General features: G+C 45.8%; 15 protein-coding genes. 8 read left to right on the top strand and 7 right to left on the bottom strand.

What is annotated here, in order from left to right:
- The first annotated feature begins 3 nt into the window (after positions 1-3).
- From OCU77_RS21965 to OCU77_RS21940, 6 genes are all read left to right on the top strand, one after another.
- Entirely contained in the window at positions 4-972 is a 969-nt protein-coding gene (locus tag OCU77_RS21965) for a carbohydrate ABC transporter permease (RefSeq protein WP_239685833.1), read from the top strand.
- 7 nt (positions 973-979) lie between these two features.
- A complete protein-coding gene (locus OCU77_RS21960; RefSeq protein WP_048897662.1) occupies positions 980-2,248 on the top strand; it encodes an extracellular solute-binding protein in 1,269 nt (422 codons plus the stop codon).
- Positions 2,249-2,353: 105 nt separating this feature from the next.
- On the top strand, positions 2,354-3,334 hold the full coding sequence (locus tag OCU77_RS21955; RefSeq protein WP_244915163.1) for a CehA/McbA family metallohydrolase: 981 nt from the start codon (positions 2,354-2,356) through the stop codon (positions 3,332-3,334).
- The gene (locus OCU77_RS21950; RefSeq protein ID WP_244915164.1) at positions 3,297-3,845 is read left to right on the top strand and encodes a CehA/McbA family metallohydrolase domain-containing protein; all 549 of its coding nucleotides are present in this window, start codon (positions 3,297-3,299) and stop codon (positions 3,843-3,845) included. The genes OCU77_RS21955 and OCU77_RS21950 overlap by 38 nt, the downstream gene beginning before the upstream one ends.
- Before the next feature lie 42 nt (positions 3,846-3,887).
- The gene (locus tag OCU77_RS21945) at positions 3,888-4,631 is read left to right on the top strand and encodes an HAD family hydrolase (RefSeq protein ID WP_239685837.1); all 744 of its coding nucleotides are present in this window, start codon (positions 3,888-3,890) and stop codon (positions 4,629-4,631) included.
- Positions 4,632-4,635: 4 nt separating this feature from the next.
- Positions 4,636-5,772 (top strand): ABC transporter ATP-binding protein, encoded by a 1,137-nt coding sequence (locus tag OCU77_RS21940; RefSeq protein WP_048897515.1) that lies wholly within the window; start codon positions 4,636-4,638, stop codon positions 5,770-5,772.
- Positions 5,773-5,921: 149 nt separating this feature from the next.
- On the opposite strand, the gene OCU77_RS21935 is transcribed toward OCU77_RS21940, so the two are convergent.
- From OCU77_RS21935 to OCU77_RS21905, 7 genes are all read right to left on the bottom strand, one after another.
- Positions 5,922-6,422 carry a GreA/GreB family elongation factor gene (locus tag OCU77_RS21935; RefSeq protein WP_048897516.1) on the bottom strand — a complete coding sequence of 167 codons (501 nt, stop codon included), beginning with the start codon at positions 6,420-6,422 and terminating at the stop codon, positions 5,922-5,924.
- Between the two features lie 101 nt (positions 6,423-6,523).
- Positions 6,524-8,686 carry a type I secretion system permease/ATPase gene (locus OCU77_RS21930; RefSeq protein WP_107302591.1) on the bottom strand — a complete coding sequence of 721 codons (2,163 nt, stop codon included), beginning with the start codon at positions 8,684-8,686 and terminating at the stop codon, positions 6,524-6,526.
- A gap of 2 nt (positions 8,687-8,688) precedes the next feature.
- Complete coding sequence (locus tag OCU77_RS21925; RefSeq protein WP_048897517.1) at positions 8,689-10,611, bottom strand: bifunctional diguanylate cyclase/phosphodiesterase; 1,923 nt, start codon at positions 10,609-10,611, stop codon at positions 8,689-8,691.
- 5 nt (positions 10,612-10,616) lie between these two features.
- A complete protein-coding gene (locus OCU77_RS21920; RefSeq protein WP_084711697.1) occupies positions 10,617-11,351 on the bottom strand; it encodes a transglutaminase-like cysteine peptidase in 735 nt (244 codons plus the stop codon).
- A 21-nt stretch (positions 11,352-11,372) separates the two neighbouring features.
- Positions 11,373-11,966, bottom strand: coding sequence for an OmpA family protein (locus tag OCU77_RS21915; RefSeq protein ID WP_048897518.1), 594 nt, complete (start codon positions 11,964-11,966; stop codon positions 11,373-11,375).
- Positions 11,967-11,983: 17 nt separating this feature from the next.
- Positions 11,984-13,297, bottom strand: a complete 1,314-nt coding sequence (locus OCU77_RS21910; protein ID WP_048897519.1) for a TolC family outer membrane protein — start codon at positions 13,295-13,297, stop codon at positions 11,984-11,986.
- Between the two features lie 2 nt (positions 13,298-13,299).
- Entirely contained in the window at positions 13,300-14,718 is a 1,419-nt protein-coding gene (locus tag OCU77_RS21905; RefSeq protein WP_048897520.1) for an HlyD family type I secretion periplasmic adaptor subunit, read from the bottom strand.
- Between the two features lie 335 nt (positions 14,719-15,053).
- Between OCU77_RS21905 and astB the strand changes: the two genes are divergently transcribed.
- Positions 15,054-16,391: an N-succinylarginine dihydrolase gene (gene astB, locus OCU77_RS21900; RefSeq protein WP_048897521.1), complete on the top strand. Its 1,338-nt coding sequence runs from the start codon at positions 15,054-15,056 to the stop codon at positions 16,389-16,391.
- Positions 16,392-16,669: 278 nt separating this feature from the next.
- On the top strand, positions 16,670-18,388 hold the full coding sequence (locus tag OCU77_RS21895) for a phospho-sugar mutase (protein WP_048897522.1): 1,719 nt from the start codon (positions 16,670-16,672) through the stop codon (positions 18,386-18,388).
- Positions 18,389-18,415: the final 27 nt, after the last annotated feature.

Below are 18,415 nucleotides of genomic sequence, written 5' to 3'. Positions count from 1 at the left end.
CCAATGAGCACTATGGATACGCTGGCTATCCCAGCAAAGAATACCCACAAGGTTGTTATCAATGAAGCGTCTCGCAAGCAGGGCATCAATACAACCAAACCTGTAAAAGCGAACAGCACCACTCAGCTAGAACGCGTGCTTGAACGTGGTTTTAAGACGACGTTGAAACATGGTTTCTTGCTGATGTCAGGCTTATTAATGGTCTTTCCATTTATTTGGATGTTATCTGGTTCGTTGAAATCAAATGATGAGATTTTTACTAATCCATTAATGATTATTCCGAGCACCTTTAATTGGCAAAGTTTTGTCGATGCTTTTAATAGTGCGCCATTTGGCTTGTACATCATTAATAGCTTTAGCGTGGCTTTGTTTACCACTTTGTTAGTGATTATTAACTCTGCCATGTTTGCTTACGCCATCACGCAGCTGAAATTTAAATCTAAAACCTTTTTATATTTCGTGGTGATGGGCTGCTACATGCTGCCAGGGGCTGTGACTTATATTCCTTCTTATATCACCTTGGCACGATTGGGTTTATTGGACTCGCACATGGGCTTAATTTTGTCTAATGCGGCCAGTGTGTTCGGGGTGTTTTATCTACGTCAGGTATTTTTGAAAATTCACCCTTCGCTCATCGAAGCAGCACGTATTGATGGGGCTGGTGAGTTAAAAATTCTTTGGAAGATCATTCTTCCTCAGTGTAAAGCCGCCTTAGCAACCTTATTCCTGATCACCTTCATTACTAACTACAACAGCTACATGTGGCCGAGCTTGGTGATCACCTCACAAGAGCTGAACCTTATCGCCACAGGTATACGCCAATTTTTTATCGCAGAAGGTAACTATGGCCTGAATTGGTCACAGATTATGGCAGCCAGCACGATTGCTGTTTTACCCCTGCTTGTGTTGTTCATCTTATGTCAGAAAACGATTCTAACGGGAATCACCAACGATAACGGTGTTAAAGAGTAATATGGATATGAAACTAAAAACCTTAGCAGTTATATGTTCGTCATTGGCTTTCACAGGCAACGTGTTGGCGAAAACAGAAGTAGATTTTTGGTATTCGGGTGGTGTGAAGCCTCAAAAAATGATGACTAAGCTGATTGATGAGTTTAATGCTAGTCAAGATGAGTACCAGATCAAAGGTGCGCTTCAAGGTAACTACGCGGAAACTTATCAGAAGTTGCAAGCAGGTATGGCCTCGCGCACGGCTCCTGAGTTTGTATTGCTAAAAGCCGAGCAAGCCTCTGCCATGTCAAAGCGTAACTTAGTGCGTGATATGTCGGTGTACATGGACGATGCTTTTAACTTCAATGACTTTCTGGGGGCTTTCCGTCAGCAAGTGACCAAAGCCAATGGTGAGGTCTACGGCCTACCGGCATATGGTACAACACAGGTGTTCTACTATAACAAGCAGGTGTTAGCCGATCATGGCTTTACGGCAGATGACCTAAAAACCTGGCAAGGTGTGGCGAAAGTATCGAAAGCGGTTCGTAAAACCGATGCGAACGGCAACGTCTCATTTTACGGTTGGGAGCCGATGTGGGGCAAAGACAATATGATTGATGCTGCTTTCTCAAATGGCGCTAAAGTCATAAGTGATGATGGTAAAACCGTCATGGTCGACTCAAAAGAGTGGGTTGAAGTGTGGGATGGGTTCCGTCAATGGATCCACGATGACGATGTGATGCGTATCCACCACGGTGGTCAAGGGTGGGAGTACTGGTACAAAACCATTGACGATGTTATGAAAAACCGCGCATTGGGCTACACAGGCTCATCGGGTGACCAAGGTGATCTCGACTTCACCCGTTTAGCGGCAACGACCCAACCAGGTTGGGGATCGAACCCTTCTAAACCTCAAGCGGCGGCACAGATCTTCGTGATGCCGACAGGGACAGATAACAAAGCGGCGCAAGGTGCATTTGAGTTTATGCGTTTTTACACCAACGCAAAGAATACAGCGCGTTGGTCAATGTTTACGGGGTATATCCCTGTCCGTAAGAGTGTAGAAGACGTCGAAGAATACCAAACTTATACCAAAGAAAACCCTCATGCGCTTATTCCATTACAGCAAGCGGGCTTTGCACAAATGAACTTCTTTGACCCAACCAACGGTAAGATATTGGATGCGCTTGCGATTGCAGCAGACCAAGTTCAAATCGAAAATATTCCTGCGGAAAAAGCCCTGAAACAAGCGGCGAAACGCGCCCAGCGTGCATTAGATCGTGCAAATCGTTCGTAACCTTTAATTTTTAGTATTAACCCGCTATTCAGCAATAACTTACTCAGGTACGCCTTGAATTTGGCGTACTTGGGTAGATTTTTGCGAGTGAGATTGAGAAGCAAGATGTTGAAATTGAATGGTGAACTCCCCTTTGGTCACCGAAAGTTAGTGATTGATGTGCCTGCGAATACTCAAGCGATAACCTTATCGGGTACGACAGTCAAAAAAGGCTTTATGTACGCATATTTGTTTGATGCGAACCAGCGTTTACGCGGCTGTCAGTTATGGCAAAAAGCGCAAAAGCATTTAACACTCACAGCGCATAACGCATCACTTGGTGGTATTGCTGGTGAGCTGCCAGCAGGGGAATGGCAACTCCATCTCTATAATCTAGAAGGTGAAGATAGAACGCCAAAAGCCATGCAGTACCTGTGTGAAGTTGAATGCGAAGTGGAATGTGAAGGAGCTTTCGAGCCGCAACCTGAGCCGAATGATTTGATGGGGCTAAAATCGTTAACCCCCTCGTTAACCGCAGACAATACAATAGCGTTCGATTACAGCAAAATGAAACGAACGGAGTCGGCTTGGTATAGCGGTGATTTGCATGCCCATACCTGTTTATCTGATGGTCATAATAGCCTTGCCGCCGCGACCGAGATCATTAAACAGCAAGGGCTCGACTTCTTCTTTTTGACTGAACACAACATCTGCCATCCAATGCTACCTGATCTCGATAATGTGCTGATGTTACCCGCTGTGGAAGTCACGACAGATAAAGGCCACTTTAATGTGCATGGGCCTAAGCGTGGCCTTGATATGCGTGATGCTGACTACTCAAGCGCAGCCTTGATCCATCAAGGGCTTAGCTTAATTGATGAGGATCAGAAAGCGGGCGGTGTACAAGGTTCAATAAGCATTAACCACCCCATGATGAAGCCTTGGCATTGGCACTATAACGAGATGGAACTGGCAAAGGTGAATACTCTTGAAGTTTGCTGCGATCCTACATGGGCAACCTCCCCTCAAGCGACGGAAGAAGCCTTAACCGTGTTAAGCGCCATGTGGAATGCTGGCCATCGTATCGCGGGGGGGGGGTGGCAGTGACTCACATTTAGCCCCGCATGAACGTAATCCACAAGCGCACGAGCCTTCGCTTTACGGCGATCCAACGACCTATGTGTATGCACATGGTTTAAGTGGAGAAAGTATTTTGGCAGGACTTCGTGCAGGGCAAGTGTATGTTGAACGAGGCTGTGGGTTAGCGTTTGAGATCAATCAGGGAGACATGCTACCCGGTCAAGCTATTACTAGCCCGATGGTGACATACCGTTTGTCGGTCGAGGATGAGTTCCATGACTATTTCGTTGAGCTAATCGCGGATGGCAAGGTCATTGGCCGTCACCCACTGAAAGCCCATTGTGATGGGGTTACTGAGTTGAATATTGATATGACAGAGCACGCATGGCTTCGTCTTGATATTCGTCGCGCAGGCCGACAGCAAAATGAAAGGGAATTTATAGGCTTAATTAACCCTGTTTTTAATCCTGCTTTTCCTCAATTTTCAAAACCAACCCTCGCAACGTGGGGGGAGCTGGTAGACACATTAAGCACCTAGAATTTTAAAAAATAGCATTCAAAAAATAGAAGTTAAAAACAGATGGATAATAAAGTAATGGATATTAAAGGCTTACTGTTTGATAAAGATGGCACCTTGTTAGAGTTTCATCAAATGTGGCTGAAGGTGTCTCAAGGTGTTGTTACTGCACTCTCGCACCGTTATCGCACTGAAATGCAGATGCATTTACTCACGGAAGAACACCTATTAGAAGCGATAGGGATCCACGGTGAATATGTGGATAACCATGGTTTATTGGCTGCGAACCCTGTCGAAGATACCGCGGAGGCTTGGTTTAAAATGCTCACACCAAGCTGCGAGTTAGTTGCTTTTACTACTCAAGTTAAAGCGCTTTTCAATCAACAGGTTGAAGATAATCCATCCTTGATTCAGCCATTGCCTGGGGTTAAAGCCACCCTCATTAAACTGAAACAAAAAGGCTTTAGACTCGGTATCGCAACGGCAGACACCAAAGATTCAACGATTTATAGCTTAGAGAAAGCGGGGCTAATTGGTTTGTTTGATTACCTCGGTTACTCCGATGGCGATATCGCGCCTAAGCCAGCCCCTGCATTGTTGCAAGGCTTTTGCGAACGTTGCGATTTAACACCTGCTCAAGTGGTGATGTTTGGTGACACCGTTTCTGATATGGCGTTTGGCTTGAACGCGGGGGCAGGGAAGGTTGGCGTATTAACAGGCACGGCAACACAGGATGAGCTTGCCCCTCACGCCGATTTCATCTTGGCCTCAGTGGCTGATTTTGAACCAGAATGTTTAGCGAGATAAAGCAATGGCTGAAGTAGTGCTTCGACAAGTAGAAAAAGTGTATCCCAACGGCTTTAAAGCGGTACAAGGTGTTGATCTGACCATCAAAGAAGGCGAGTTCATGGTCTTTGTTGGCCCGTCTGGTTGTGCCAAATCAACCACGTTACGCATGATAGCGGGCTTGGAAGAGGTGTCGGGTGGCGATATTTATATTGGCGACAAACGCGTGAATGATTTACCGCCCAAAGATCGTGGTATTTCTATGGTGTTCCAAAATTACGCCCTTTATCCGCACATGAGTGTGTACGACAACATGGCATTTGGGCTACGTCAGCAAAAGCTGGATCAGCATAAGATAGATCGTCGCATTCGTGATGCAGCTGAAACATTAGAAATTAGCCACTTATTAGCCTCTAAACCTGGCGAGATGTCGGGTGGACAGCGTCAGCGTGTGGCGCTGGGCCGTGCTATGGTGCGAAAACCTGATGTGTTCTTGTTTGATGAGCCCTTGTCTAATCTGGATGCCAAACTTCGCGTAACAACCCGTGTCAGCATTGCGCAATTACACAATGAGCTCAAAGACGAAGGGCAAAATGCGACCATGATTTACGTGACGCACGATCAAGTTGAAGCCATGACACTGGGCGATCGCATTTGCGTACTGAATCAAGGGCAAATAATGCAAGTCGATACGCCAATGAACTTGTATCAACGACCAGCCAATAAGTTTGTCGCAGGCTTTATTGGTTCGCCAGCCATGAATTTAATTAAAGCGAATATTGTGCTGGATAATAATCAGTATTTTGTCGAGCCTAAAAGCGGTTCTCGATTCTTATTGCCGGCAGATAAAGCACGCCAAGTTGCCGAGAAGGTCGGGCAAGAAGTGTGGTTTGGTTTGCGTCCTGAGCACATCAGTATGGTTGATCTTGAGCCGCCAACGCCAACACGGCAAGACATCGAAATGTCACCTATCAACGTAGTTGAGTCGATGGGAAATGAAGTGTATTTGTATTTCAATGTGGGTGATGACCAACTCATCGCCCGTGTGCCTTACCAAGCGGATAAAGCAATTCAGCATGGTGATATCCAGCCGTTGCATTTTGATATGTCACACTGTCATTTATTTGATGTTGAAACTGAAGCGTCACTGCTGGTGGATTAGCACCACCATCATCTCGAACTGAGGTGGTAGCTACAGATAAAATAAAACCGTGGTCAGTGTTCTGCCACGGTTTTATTGTGAGGTTTTGTTAGGTGGATGCCTGCTGTTGGTCGCGGTGAGTCAGCGTGTTAATTCAAGTTCAATGCAGACTATTCAATAACAGCAATATCGTAAGTGATCTTTTTACCCGCAATCATGATTTCCACTTCATCATCAACCTGACGGTTTAACAATTCTTCGCCTAATGGCGAGGTGGGGGTAATGATCACGACTTCGCTCTCTTGCTGGCTTTCCTCGCAACGCATCATGATTTTCATCCCGCCCGCAGAAGGCCCAAAGAACACCCAGCGTGTGTTGTCGTCTTCGTCAATTAACTGCACTAAGCTACCTAATACAACTTGTTCACTTGCTTGTTCATTGTGAAGATCCAGTGCAGTAAAGGCTTGGATGTCTGCTAAGCATTCCGCTACGCGTTGCGATTGACCATGGGCAAGGTAAGAGGCTTCTAATGCCAATGTGTCATATTGGTTTTCTGCTACATTTTCATCGTTAGTTGCTGTGTCGTACGCACGTTGAGCGGCTTCTACCGCCCCTTGGTGGACGATCTGCAGTTGTTGCAAAATACGAGTATGAAGTAATTGTTTATCCATTGGGTGTCGCGGGTCCAAAACAGGTGAATACAGGGCTATCCTAACTGAAAATGCATGAAAGCGGCAGAGGCTTTATTGTTGTGATAGAACACAAAGAATAGTTAGCCGCTGGCTTTACGTGCGGTTTTAAAAGATTGCGTGGGTTGCCCATCACGTAGCTGTTGTAACACATTGTCCTTCGGACCGTCAGTAATGACACGGCCTTGCTCTAAAATAATAATTCGATCAACTACATCAAGCATGCTGGTTTTATGGGTGATCAAGATGAGCGTCTCGTGATCTTGCAGGTTAGCGAGTTGTGCTTTAATACCACTTTCAGAGCGGTTATCCATACTGCTGGTGGGTTCGTCCATTAATAGCACTGGTGGCTCGCCTAACAAGGCGCGAGCAATGGTAATAGCTTGGCGCTGTCCTCCTGATAATGCATTGCCGCCTTCACCCACTTGTTTCTCTAGCCCTGCACTGTCGCTTTGACTAAATTGCGTAACGCCTGCACGCTGCGCTGCACGCAGAATATCACTGTCACTGGCCAGTGGTCGACCTAAGGTAATGTTGTCGCGAATTGAGCCGAAAAACAGTAAATTTTCTTGGGGTACGCAACCTATATTTTTTCTGACATCGATGTGATGGAGCTGATTAATATCGGTATCGTCTATCAGTACAGAACCTTCTTGCGCTTGATACAGTCCCATAATTAAACGTTCTATGGTGGTTTTTCCTGAGCCAATCCGACCGATTATCGCCACTTTTTCACCCGGGTTTATAGTGAAACTCACGTTACGCAACGCGGGTTGTGCTGTTTTAGTGTCGTCTGTTGTACTGTTATTGGGGTAAGCAAAACTGACATTATCAAAGGTAATTTTACCTTGTAGGACAGGGCGATGAATGTAGCGTTTATCGTTATCTTGCTCAGAGGGCATTGCCATTAACTGTTCTAAAATCGTCATGGCGGATTTGGCTTGGTTATAACGGGTTGAGAGTAATGATAGTTGTACCAGAGGACCGACAGCGCGACCACTAAGCATAGTGGCTGCAATTAATCCGCCCATGGTTAATTGTCCTGCTGCAATCAGGTAGACACCAAAAACGATCATGGCAACAGAGACAAATTGCTGTAAGAAGCCAGCACTGTTTTGGACTGAGTCGGTTAGCCGACGAGACTTAATCCCCCAATTTGCCAAGTGTGCGACCGCTTCTTCCCAGCGGTATTGGAACTGATGTTGTGCGCCGAATAATTTCACGGTTTCTAAGCCATGTAGGCTTTCAATTAAGTTGGCGTGTTTTTGCGAAGCTAAGCGAGAACCTTCTTCGATACTCTCTTTGAGAGGCTTTTGGATGAACCAGCTATACAGCGCCAATAGAATGACCGCTACCAGCGGTACATAAGCCAGAGGCCCTGCGACGAGGGCGATGACCACGAGAAAAAGGATCGCAAAGGGCAGGTCGATCAAGGTTGAAACTGTGGCTGAAGTGAAAAACTCTCGGATGGATTCAAATTCTTGCAGGTGGCGAGCAAAAGCACCAACGGATGGCGGCTTAGCTTCCATTTTGATACCGAGCACCTTGCTAAATATCTTAGCGGATAGCAGTAAGTCCGATTTTTTTCCTGCGATGTCGATAAAAAAGCTACGCATAAGCTTCAAAATAAGATCGAAGATGAAGATGATCGCCATGCCACTGGCCAATACCCAGAGTGAATCAAACGCTAAATTCGGCACAATCTTGTCGTAGACCAAGCGGGTAAAAAGGGGCGTTGCAATCGCAAAGACATTGATCAAAATGGATGCGATGAGTACGTCACGGTAAATAGATCGCGATTCCCACAAGGTGCTCCAAAACCAATGCCCTTTGCGGGTTTTTAATAACTCAGGTGAGCGCTCATCGTAGCGAAATTGTTTTTTAATCAGGAAAAGCTGACCACTGTAATTAGTGTTCAGTGAATCAAGCGAGATAGTTTGCGGTTCAAGTTGCAAATGTGGGTGAACAATATCGGCTTCTTGGGTATCTGGATTAATGCTGAGTAAGACACAGGCATCATTGTGATTGAGCACTAAAATTACGGGCAATAATAAGGGGGAGAGGGCGTTCAGTGACACTTGGTTGAGTTTGGCGTGAAGCCCGCCTTGTTCAGCGGCACGCGGCAATAAATGAGGGCTCAGCCAGCCATCGTTGAGTGGTAAGCCCGCGATTAATGCATCGGGTGAGTTCGCTTGGCCGTAATAGCGGCAAAGGTAGGTAAGGCTATGAAGGAGAGGATCTTTCATTGCTAATCCTCTTGCACTGCTTGCTGGGTGACATAGCCTTGGAAGCCATTGATCATTAACGCAGATAGCTTTTCACGTTGATCTTGGGTTTCAATGCGTGACGCAATCGCGATGATCCCTAATGCCTGTGCATTACGGGTGATAGAAGATAAAACATCGGCTTTTAAAGCATCATCGATGTGCTGCGTATAGGCAAAGTCGAGTTTGACGTAAGCGGGCTTAAAACGATGTAGGTAACTGACTGAACTAAAGTTATGACCGTAGTTATCAATACCGAATTGAAAGCCGTTTCGATGAATGATGTCGCACAAGAGCTCAATGTTATCGAGTTGATTTAAAAAACTGATCTCAGGTAATTCAAAGAGTAGGCGGTCGCGATACTGAGGGTTGGTTTTCAAGAGTGTTCCTAGCCAGCGCATGAAGCCCGCGTCACTGATACTGCTCTGAGTAATATTGACGGCGATTGGGTCAAGTTCAGGATTGTCGACCAACATGGCGGTGATCTTGGCGATCACGTAACGATCAAATTCAGGCCCTGCGCTGAGTTGCTCGATTGCACCAAGGAACTGGCCTGCGCTATAACTTTTTTGCCCATCGTAAATGGTACTGAACGCTTCTTGATGAAGCACTTTATTGTTTTCATCTGTTGCGGGTTGAAAGGTCAGTGAGAGCTGATCGTGGCTGATCGCGTGATCAACAAGGCGCTTCCATTGTTGTTTGCCCAGCCGTAGCGTTTGATCTAGGCTGTCGATGAGAAATAAGTGCTCAGTCGCTTGTTGTCGAGCTTGGTTAACGGCATTGTCAGCTTGCGCCAGTAGGCTACCACTGGTGTCGCTATCGCTGGCAATAACCAGTCCAACAGCAGCATGTAAGGGAGCAATATTAAGTGGATCGCTTTGTAAGGCGGCTGATTTTTGCAAAACGGCACGACCAAGCTGCGTTAATTCACCACTACTACAATGAGGGACAAGCAGCATAAACTCAGCGTGGTTGAGCCGAGCAATTGTGATTTCGTCGCTGGCTAAATCTTTTAAGCTATTTGCTAGTTTAACGGTTAGCTCATCACCCGCTTCATAGCCCTCTTTTTCATAACTATCAGCAATGAAATCAGCCCGCAATAAAATGACGCCACCAAAGGTTTTGTGTGCAATGAGCGTATCTAATTTGGTGATTAAGTAGTGGCGATTGGCTAGACCAGACACGGGATCTTGGTATGCTCGCACCCTGAGCTTATCGGCCTCTTGCGCTTGATGATCTATGTATGATTTAAGCTGCAGGCTCATGTGGTTAAAGGCCGTAACCACATCTTTTAATTCGCGGATATCGGGCACCAATAAAGGCTGCTTGAATTCATTATTAGACATGGCTTTGGCACTGTTCTGAATCGCCGTTAGTGGTGTGAGAACGCGGCGAAGAAAGACAGAAACCATGACGGCTCCCAATAAGCTGGTGGCGATAAACCCAAGAAAGAGCTGCACACTGGCTTGCCATAGTTTGAGATAAGCAAAAGCAGGGTTAGTTGTGACTGTGAGTTTGGCGACTTGCATCCAGCCGCTTGTGAGAACGCGGCTTTCACTTAACGGTTCTAAATTAATGAGGTAGGTAAAAAGCGGTGGTACACCTTGAATTTGACTTGGGTATTGGCGTTCAATCCTGTAGTCGCCCTCGATAAGTGACAGTGTCACTGATTGGTAGAAGCCACCATCAAAGGTCGCATTGATAAGTGACTCTGTTGCGACCATGTCTTTTTTATCAAGATAGGGGGTGAGCGCCATACCGACAGAGTTAATGGTATTGTCGAGTTCATTTTCTTGTTGCAGCTGTAAAAAGTCTTTGGTGGTTTGAAACTGCACCACGAATACGCCAAAGATCAGGACGATTAGCAGTAACAGCATTCCACTAAGCAGTTGTCGATATAAAGTCATGGTCGTTACTCATCCAAATTGATAGCAGGGCGTCGCAATTCTTGTTCGTTATTGCGGAGACGCACATCGTTCCATGCACTGAGCTTAGCGGCATCGCCAGCCAGTTGACCTTGCCCTTTTTGTTTCATGAGCCATAGTTGGCTACCGTTAAAGCTGTAGATTGGCAGCAAATCGAGTCGCTCTGTTGCTGGTTTAATTTCACCATCAAGGTTGTCTAACAAGAGCGGTACCGCTGCGGGGTGTGGGTAATAAGCGACAACCATGTGAAATTGGTTGAGCGTCAGGGCTTTTACATACACTAACCGTAATTTTTCGTCGTCGACACCGAGCGACAGCAACGAAAAATATTTAGCGATACTAAAGTCTTCACAATCCCCACCACCAACACCAATAAATTCATTCGGGGTGGCCCAGTAGTCTTTCTTACCCCATAGTTTATCGTCATCAATAAACTGTAATTGGTTAAAGAATCGGTTGATGCCTTCTAGCTGAGTGGATTCAGAAACCGATTTTTTATCCGACCGAGTTGCTGTGTGCGTGTTCGTTAATTGGTGCAAAAGGTGTCGCCACGCTGTCGCTCGTTTTCCTGCCCTCTCACCGTAAAACTGGCGGATTAAATCGATATTTTGTCGATCAATGGCTGTTAACGGCTCGCGACTTTCATCACTGGCGACTAAGCGCTGCGTTAACAATGTTCCTATTATTAACGAATAGCATAAAACATTGAAAAAACTAGCCATTGTGAGCGCAGTAGATGAAATCTAATTTTGGCGAAGAGTAAAAATAGTCCATTCTTCAACAACCTTATCTGAGGCGGTTTTGACTTGCGCAGTGACTCTGCGACTCAAGGTATTGGTGACTTCTTGGCTTTCAGCGCTAACGGGTTCTGTATCACCGAAACCGACTGTCATGATGCGATTTTTCGTAATACCACTATCAAGCAGAGACTGTTTAACGACTTGGGCACGACGCTGTGACAACCCGACATTATAATCACTATTGCCAACAGGACTTGCATACCCTTTTAGTTCGATATAAGTGGATGGATGCGCTTTAAGAAATTGGCTCATCTCGCTGATTTGGTTTTGATATTCTGCCGTGATTTGGGTGGAGTCATTAGCGAACAAGATATGAATTCGACCTTCTTCTGGGTTCGCAACATAGGTAGGACAACCATCATTATCGACAATCGCAGGGTGCGGTGTGTTTGCGCATTTATCGCGGGCATTGATGACGCCATCGTCGTCGTCGTCACGTAAATCTTTTGATTGTTCCGCTAGCGGCATGTCATTGGGTACGGAGGTTGCACACGCTGCGAGCAGCAGTAGGCATGGGAAGAAAAGTAGAAATTTCATTGTAATACCTCCTTGCATTACTTAACGGATGTGAGCCATTGCTCTGGTACATCTACGCGTAATTCAGACAATAACAGCCCTGTTGCATTGAGTAAGCGGTACTTAGAATAAATGCCATTGTAATGGGCATCTAGATAGGCTTTACGTGCTTCAAACAGCTCATTTTCGGTGTTTAGTACATCAAGCAGGGTACGTTTACTGATCTTAAATTGTTTTTCATAAGCAATAACGGTGCGGGCTGATGCATCGACATGACGCTGTAAAAATTCGGTCTGATCATTGGCAAGCGCCATCGCGCTCCACGCGAGGCGGGTCCCTTCTTCTAGCTGACGAAGTGCCCGATCGCGTACGTCTTTAGACTGGTTTACTTGATATGCCGCACGGCGACTTTTGGCTTGATCGCTGCCACCGTTGTACAAGTTATAGCGCATTCTGAGCATGGCCTTAAATTCATCGTTGCTGCCAGGCACGCCGTCTAATTCTTCACCCCATTGTTGTGAGGCTTCGACGTAAAAAGTGGGGTAGAAGGTCCCGGTTGCTTGATCGTATTGGGAGTGCGCGGCATCAATGTCATTGAGCGCGACTTTGACGACAGGGTTGTTTTCCTTGGCTTTCGTCATTGCATCGTCAAGCGATGTTGCGATGAAATTGATGTCGACTTCTGGCTTTTCTAGCGCAGTAGGGTACTGGCCAACAATACGGACAAATTCAGTAATTTGGTCGTTTAAGTTACTTTGTGCCGAAATCAAATTGGTATTGGATCGTGCTAAACGCCCTTCAACTTGGGCTAAATCCGCGGTTGAACCTATGCCCGAATCGGCGCGCTTTTTAATGTCGCCATAAATACGCTGGTGGACATCGAAATTGGCTTGTGAAAGCGATAAGACTTCTTGTGCTTGAAGGACATCTAAATAGGCTTGCGTGGTGCGCAATGCACTATCTTGTGCATCAGCAAGCAGTTGATAGCGTTGTGCTTCGGTCTCGGATTTATTCCGTGTGATATCCTTGTAGGTAATGGCACCGTCCCACAATAATTGCTGTACGCTCAATCGCACTTCGCGGGGTTGAAAGTCCCCTTTGCTGCCTCTCTCGTTATTGTAGTTTTCATACCCAGCCCCAGCATCAAGGTTAACATCTGGCAGGTAATCACCTTGTGAGGCACGTATTTGTTCATTACGAATCATAAACTCATGGTAAGCATGGCGTATATCTGGGTTACTCGCGAGTGTTTGGGCGATAGCTTGTTCTAAAGATTGCCCTAATACATTTGGGGAGTTGACTAGGCTGTACCCCATGCAAGCCAAGGCGACAATAAAAGCTTTTTTCTTCATGTTCACTCTCTTAGCGCATTTCGTTGAGCAGATATCACGGGCTTTAATAAATAATCGAGTACCGTGCGCTTCCCTGTGATGATGTCGGCAGATGCCGTCATTCCTGGGATGATAGGCAAGATTTCACCACTGCCGCTGAGTAAATAATTTTGAGCGGTGCGGATCCTGATTTGGTAGAAGCTATTGCCTTCATCGTCTTTAATGGTATCGGCACTGATGGTTTCTAGGGTGCCTTCTAATCCCCCAAAGACAGTAAAATCATAGGCGCTGAATTTGATCATTGCGCGAAGTTTTGGTCGCAGGAAGGCAATATCTTTTGGCGCGATTTGCGCTTCAATCAGCAAGTTATCGTCGGTGGGGACTATGGTAATGACATCCATGCCGGGTTGAATGACACCACCAACCGTGTTGGTATGCAGTGTTTGTATGATGCCAGTTACAGGGGAGGTGATGGTGGTTCGATTTACCCGATCTTGAAGCCCTATCTGTGAGGCCGATAAGCTGGCAACTTTGTCGCTAATCTCGTTAAGCTCGCGTTGTAAGTCAGAACGAAAATTTTGCGCAATGTCGATACGCTTTAATATAGCCTCTTGAATGGCGGCTTTGATGATAGGCAGCTGTAATTCAGCCGATTTAAGCTCTCGGCGGGTATCGTTAAGTTGGCGCTGTAGTTTGAGCAGTTCAATTTCTGGTACCACTCCTTCATCGGCAAGCGGTTTGGTGATGGCTAATTCTTTGCTGGCAATGCCATAACTGTTACGTAAGCTGCTGACGCGCGATTGGGTTTCTATTCGTTCACGTGCTTTTTGGTTGATCTGCTGTTCGACCACGGCAAGCTGGCTTTCGAGTTGTGACAGCTGGTCGGTAAACTCATTTTTCTGCCGCTGAACTAAGCGAGCTTGGTGTTGAGTTAGTTCGCTGGAAAAGGTTAATGCTTGTCGTTTGATCACTATGCTTTTTTGCCAATTTGTTTTCGCTTGTGATTTATCAATGCGAATGCTGGCGAGTAAGGCATTCAGGCGAACACTGTCGGCTTGTGTCCCTACCAGAGATTGGCTTTGTTCGTTGAAGTCAGATTGAAATTGAGTGTCATCAATAATCAGTAGTTCTTGCCCCTGCACAACTGCATCGCCTTCTGTAACCAGCAGGGACTTAACTATGCCCCCTTCAAGGTTTTGAACCACTTGTAGTTGCGAAGAGGCAATGACTTTGCCGCTCCCCACAGTGACCTGATCAAGCTGTGCTTGTGAAGCCCATACGAAAGCAATAACGAAAAACAAAACAATTACCCACAGCATCCGCCGTGCACTTTTAGGGGTGTTAAGCAACAGGGCTGCGCTTTGATCATCGATATAATCAAGTTGCTCAGTTGTTAACGGTTTGTCTGCCTTATTTGGCGGGCTTTTGTGTTTACTCGTCATGTTTTTTATAAAAATATCCGCTCTATTTTTATACGTTAGTTATATAAGTATTAAACTAAGTATGCCTTTTTTGACAATTTACCGAGCTTGATTTGTCAACTTATTAATAAAGGAGAAGTGAACGACACCCCGCTATAACAGCGAGTTGCAACACCTGTTTGCACGATAACCTGGTTGATTTCTTAGTGATGTTGCGAAAGAGTCGATGAATCTTTATGTGTCAAAGCAGAATGAGTATCTTATTTTCAGCGGTTATACGTGGTTTTGCTCGATACTTGCTTAAAATGTAAATACTTTGTTATGTTATTTGGGTGGTTTATCAACATGGAATGTTTATGAAAGCGTATGAAGCAAATTTTGATGGGTTAGTGGGTCCTACGCATAACTACAGTGGTTTGTCTTTTGGCAATGTCGCTTCAGCGAAAAATCAAGCAGCGCCTTCAAAACCGAAACAAGCGGCGAAACAAGGGTTAGCAAAAATGAAAGCCTTGGCCGACATGGGGTTAGTGCAAGGCGTATTGGCACCACAAGAACGGCCGGATATTTTTACCTTACGCCGACTGGGTTTTAGTGGGTCAGACAGTGATGTTATTGCACAAGCAGCTAAACAAGCGCCTAAAGTGCTGGCGGCATGTTGCTCTGCATCGAGTATGTGGACAGCAAATGCTTCAACGGTCTCGCCTTCTGCCGATACGGCTGATGGGCGGGTTCATTTCACACCTGCTAATCTCACCAATAAATTCCATCGCTCGATAGAGCATGAAACAACGGGCCGAATATTACAGGCGACTTTCGCTGATGAGCGTTATTTTGCCCACCATGCCGCGTTACCCAGTGTTGAGCATTATGGTGATGAGGGCGCTGCGAACCATACCCGTTTTTGTCAGCAATATGGGGACAAGGGCGTCGAATTTTTTGTTTATGGTCGGCATGCGTTTGATAGCCGTCACCCTGCTCCAAGTAAATTTCCCGCTAGGCATACCTATGAGGCTTGCGAGGCCGTCGCACGATTACATCAACTCAGTGAAAACCATACGGTGATGGCGCAGCAAAACCCAGCCGTGATCGATCAAGGGGTATTTCATAATGATGTGATTGCGGTAGGTAACCGCAATGTCTTGTTTTGTCATCAGCAAGCATTTTTAGATCAACAAGCGGTCTACGATGAACTTACGGCGAAAGTCGGGGACTCGTTTAAAGTGATTGAAGTGCCGACGAGTGCAGTATCGATTGATGATGCGGTAAATAGTTATCTATTTAATTCACAATTACTGAGTATGCCAAGCGGTGAAACCGTTTTAGTATTGCCAGATGAATGTCGTCAAAATAAAAATGTGTGGGCATACGTAGAGTCGATGCTTGCGCAAAAACAAGGTATCGATAGGGTTGAAGTTTTCGATCTTAAACAGAGTATGGCAAATGGCGGTGGGCCTGCTTGCTTACGTTTAAGGGTGGTTTTAAACGACAATGAATTAAAAGCAGTCAATGCATCTACCTTGATGAATGAGGAATTATTTGAACGCTTAAATACTTGGGTTGATTTTCATTATCGTGATGAGCTACGAGAATCAGACTTAGCCGATCCGCAATTATTGATTGAGTCACGTACTGCGCTGGATGAATTGACTCAAATTCTCCAATTAGGCTCAGTCTATCCATTCCAAAGAGGCTGAGCGGATCCGCTCAACTAGCCTATATCCCAAGAGATAGTGGTTTAACTGGTGCGTAAGAGAAAGAGGTGCTTTTGCCTCTTTCTCTTATAATGCTGACAGGGTCACATTCTATTATTCAGGGTTATCCCTTTCTTCTATCTATACTTCATTCAATCATCGAATTGATCATAGGACGAAATCGATACCGTCCTCAAAATTGATGCTACCTCAATAAATTTAATGAGAATAAATATCATTTACTGTAGTTTCAGTTAAAACAAAGCCGCAGGAATCTAATCATGAATACAATCATCTCTCAGTGGATTACCCGAGACCCAGACCCTAAAACTCAGCAAGAACTTAAAGGTTTGATCGACGCAGGTAATGAGGCTGAACTGCAAGCTCGTTTTTCGGGACGCCTTGAATTTGGAACCGCGGGGTTGCGTGGTGTCGTGGGGGCTGGTCCTAATCGTATGAACCGCCTTGTAATTCAAGAAACAGCGACAGGCTTAGGGCAGTACTTGCTATCGCAAATTGAAGAAGCAGATCACCGTGGGGTCGTGATTGGTTATGACGGCCGATTAGACTCAAAACAATTTGCTCAAGATGCGGCGGCGGCGCTAACAGCGATGGGCATTAAGGTATATTTAACGAGTAAAGTGGCTGCAACGCCGTTAGTGGCTTTTGGTGTAAAACAGTTGGGAACGGCAGCTGGCATAGTGGTGACCGCAAGCCACAATCCCCCTGAGTACAATGGCTTTAAAGTGTATTGGGAGAATGGCGCACAAATCATCGCTCCGCATGATTCAGGTATTGCTGCTGAGATTGATAAAGCTGCTGTTCAACCTTTGCACTTGATGGATCTTGAGCAAGCTGAGCATCAAGGTTTGCTTGCATGGTTAGGTGACGATTTTTATCAAGCGTATTTAGATACGCAGTTAGCGAATCCGCTGCTGCAGAATCATCATCAGCCAGAAGCCGTTTCGATTGCGTACACTGCTATGCATGGTGTGGGGGCTGATATGGCTGAAACCATGCTTAACCGCGTGGGTTTTGAGCATGTTTATAGTGTGGCTGCCCAGCGCGAACCGGATGGTACTTTCCCTACGGTGAATTTTCCGAACCCTGAAGAAGCCGGGGCGATGGATTTAGTCATTGCAGAAGCCAAGAAGCATAACGCAACGTTAGCGTGTGCCAATGATCCTGATGCTGATCGTTTTGCGGTTGCTGTGCGTGACTTACATGGTGAGTATAAAATGCTAACAGGGGATCAGGTTGGTATTTTATTTGGGCACTACTTGCTAAATGTAGCGAGTGGTAGCAATGAAAACTTAGTCGGCACGACCATAGTATCGTCAAGTTTGCTTGAAAAGATTGCTCAGGCTCATCAGGCTAACTTCTATCAAACACTGACAGGCTTTAAGTGGTTGACCAATGTGGCGATGCAAAAGCAAACCGATACCAGTCAATTCTTATTCGCTTATGAAGAAGCATTAGGCTACACAGTGGGTAGCAAAGTGTGGGATAAAGACGGTCTGACAGCGTTAGTGGCGTTTGCACAAATGACCGCAGAGCTAGCCGCGAAAGGGCAGTCTATTTGGTCGCAACTTGAATCTATTTATCGTCAACATGGTTTTTATTTAAATGCGCAGCGTAGCATTGCTTTAATGCCTGATTCTCCTGCAATCGGTAGCATTCTACGTGCCTCGCCGCCAGCTCGCATTGCTGGTATTGATATTGTCCAAACAGATGATTTGCAAACGGCTCAGCGTACATTCTCTGGCTCGTTGGCTACGAAACCTGCAGAGTCGATAGATTTACCGACCAGCGATGTTTTGATTTATCACCTTGAGAATGGGGCGCGTGTGGTTGTTCGTCCTTCAGGTACTGAGCCGAAGGTAAAATGCTATTACGAAGTGGTTGAGCAGATGTTAGAAGATGAAAGCTATGAAGAGGCGAAGCAACGTGCAGAAGCACAAATGGCAGCCCTTATTAGTGAGCATCAAGCATCACTATAAAGAAAACAATTAAACGTTTTGAGTAAG

This window comes from Photobacterium swingsii, from assembly GCF_024346715.1.
Classification (GTDB): Bacteria; Pseudomonadota; Gammaproteobacteria; order Enterobacterales; family Vibrionaceae; genus Photobacterium; species Photobacterium swingsii.
This window is presented reverse-complemented; position numbering and strand designations above follow the sequence as displayed.

What these genes read in the sequence shown, in the direction of transcription:
- OCU77_RS21935 (WP_048897516.1), bottom strand. Translation starts at nt 6,422, where the DNA reads ATGGATAAACAATTACTTCATACTCGTATTTTGCAACAACTGCAGATC.
- OCU77_RS21895 (WP_048897522.1), top strand. Translation starts at nt 16,670, where the DNA reads ATGAATACAATCATCTCTCAGTGGATTACCCGAGACCCAGACCCTAAA.
- OCU77_RS21905 (WP_048897520.1), bottom strand. Translation starts at nt 14,718, where the DNA reads ATGACGAGTAAACACAAAAGCCCGCCAAATAAGGCAGACAAACCGTTA.
- OCU77_RS21940 (WP_048897515.1), top strand. Translation starts at nt 4,636, where the DNA reads ATGGCTGAAGTAGTGCTTCGACAAGTAGAAAAAGTGTATCCCAACGGC.
- OCU77_RS21960 (WP_048897662.1), top strand. Translation starts at nt 980, where the DNA reads ATGAAACTAAAAACCTTAGCAGTTATATGTTCGTCATTGGCTTTCACA.
- OCU77_RS21920 (WP_084711697.1), bottom strand. Translation starts at nt 11,351, where the DNA reads ATGGCTAGTTTTTTCAATGTTTTATGCTATTCGTTAATAATAGGAACA.
- OCU77_RS21955 (WP_244915163.1), top strand. Translation starts at nt 2,354, where the DNA reads ATGTTGAAATTGAATGGTGAACTCCCCTTTGGTCACCGAAAGTTAGTG.
- OCU77_RS21915 (WP_048897518.1), bottom strand. Translation starts at nt 11,966, where the DNA reads ATGAAATTTCTACTTTTCTTCCCATGCCTACTGCTGCTCGCAGCGTGT.
- OCU77_RS21910 (WP_048897519.1), bottom strand. Translation starts at nt 13,297, where the DNA reads ATGAAGAAAAAAGCTTTTATTGTCGCCTTGGCTTGCATGGGGTACAGC.
- OCU77_RS21925 (WP_048897517.1), bottom strand. Translation starts at nt 10,611, where the DNA reads ATGACTTTATATCGACAACTGCTTAGTGGAATGCTGTTACTGCTAATC.
- OCU77_RS21930 (WP_107302591.1), bottom strand. Translation starts at nt 8,686, where the DNA reads ATGAAAGATCCTCTCCTTCATAGCCTTACCTACCTTTGCCGCTATTAC.
- astB (WP_048897521.1), top strand. Translation starts at nt 15,054, where the DNA reads ATGAAAGCGTATGAAGCAAATTTTGATGGGTTAGTGGGTCCTACGCAT.
- OCU77_RS21950 (WP_244915164.1), top strand. Translation starts at nt 3,297, where the DNA reads ATGCTGGCCATCGTATCGCGGGGGGGGGGTGGCAGTGACTCACATTTA.
- OCU77_RS21945 (WP_239685837.1), top strand. Translation starts at nt 3,888, where the DNA reads ATGGATAATAAAGTAATGGATATTAAAGGCTTACTGTTTGATAAAGAT.
- OCU77_RS21965 (WP_239685833.1), top strand. Translation starts at nt 4, where the DNA reads ATGAGCACTATGGATACGCTGGCTATCCCAGCAAAGAATACCCACAAG.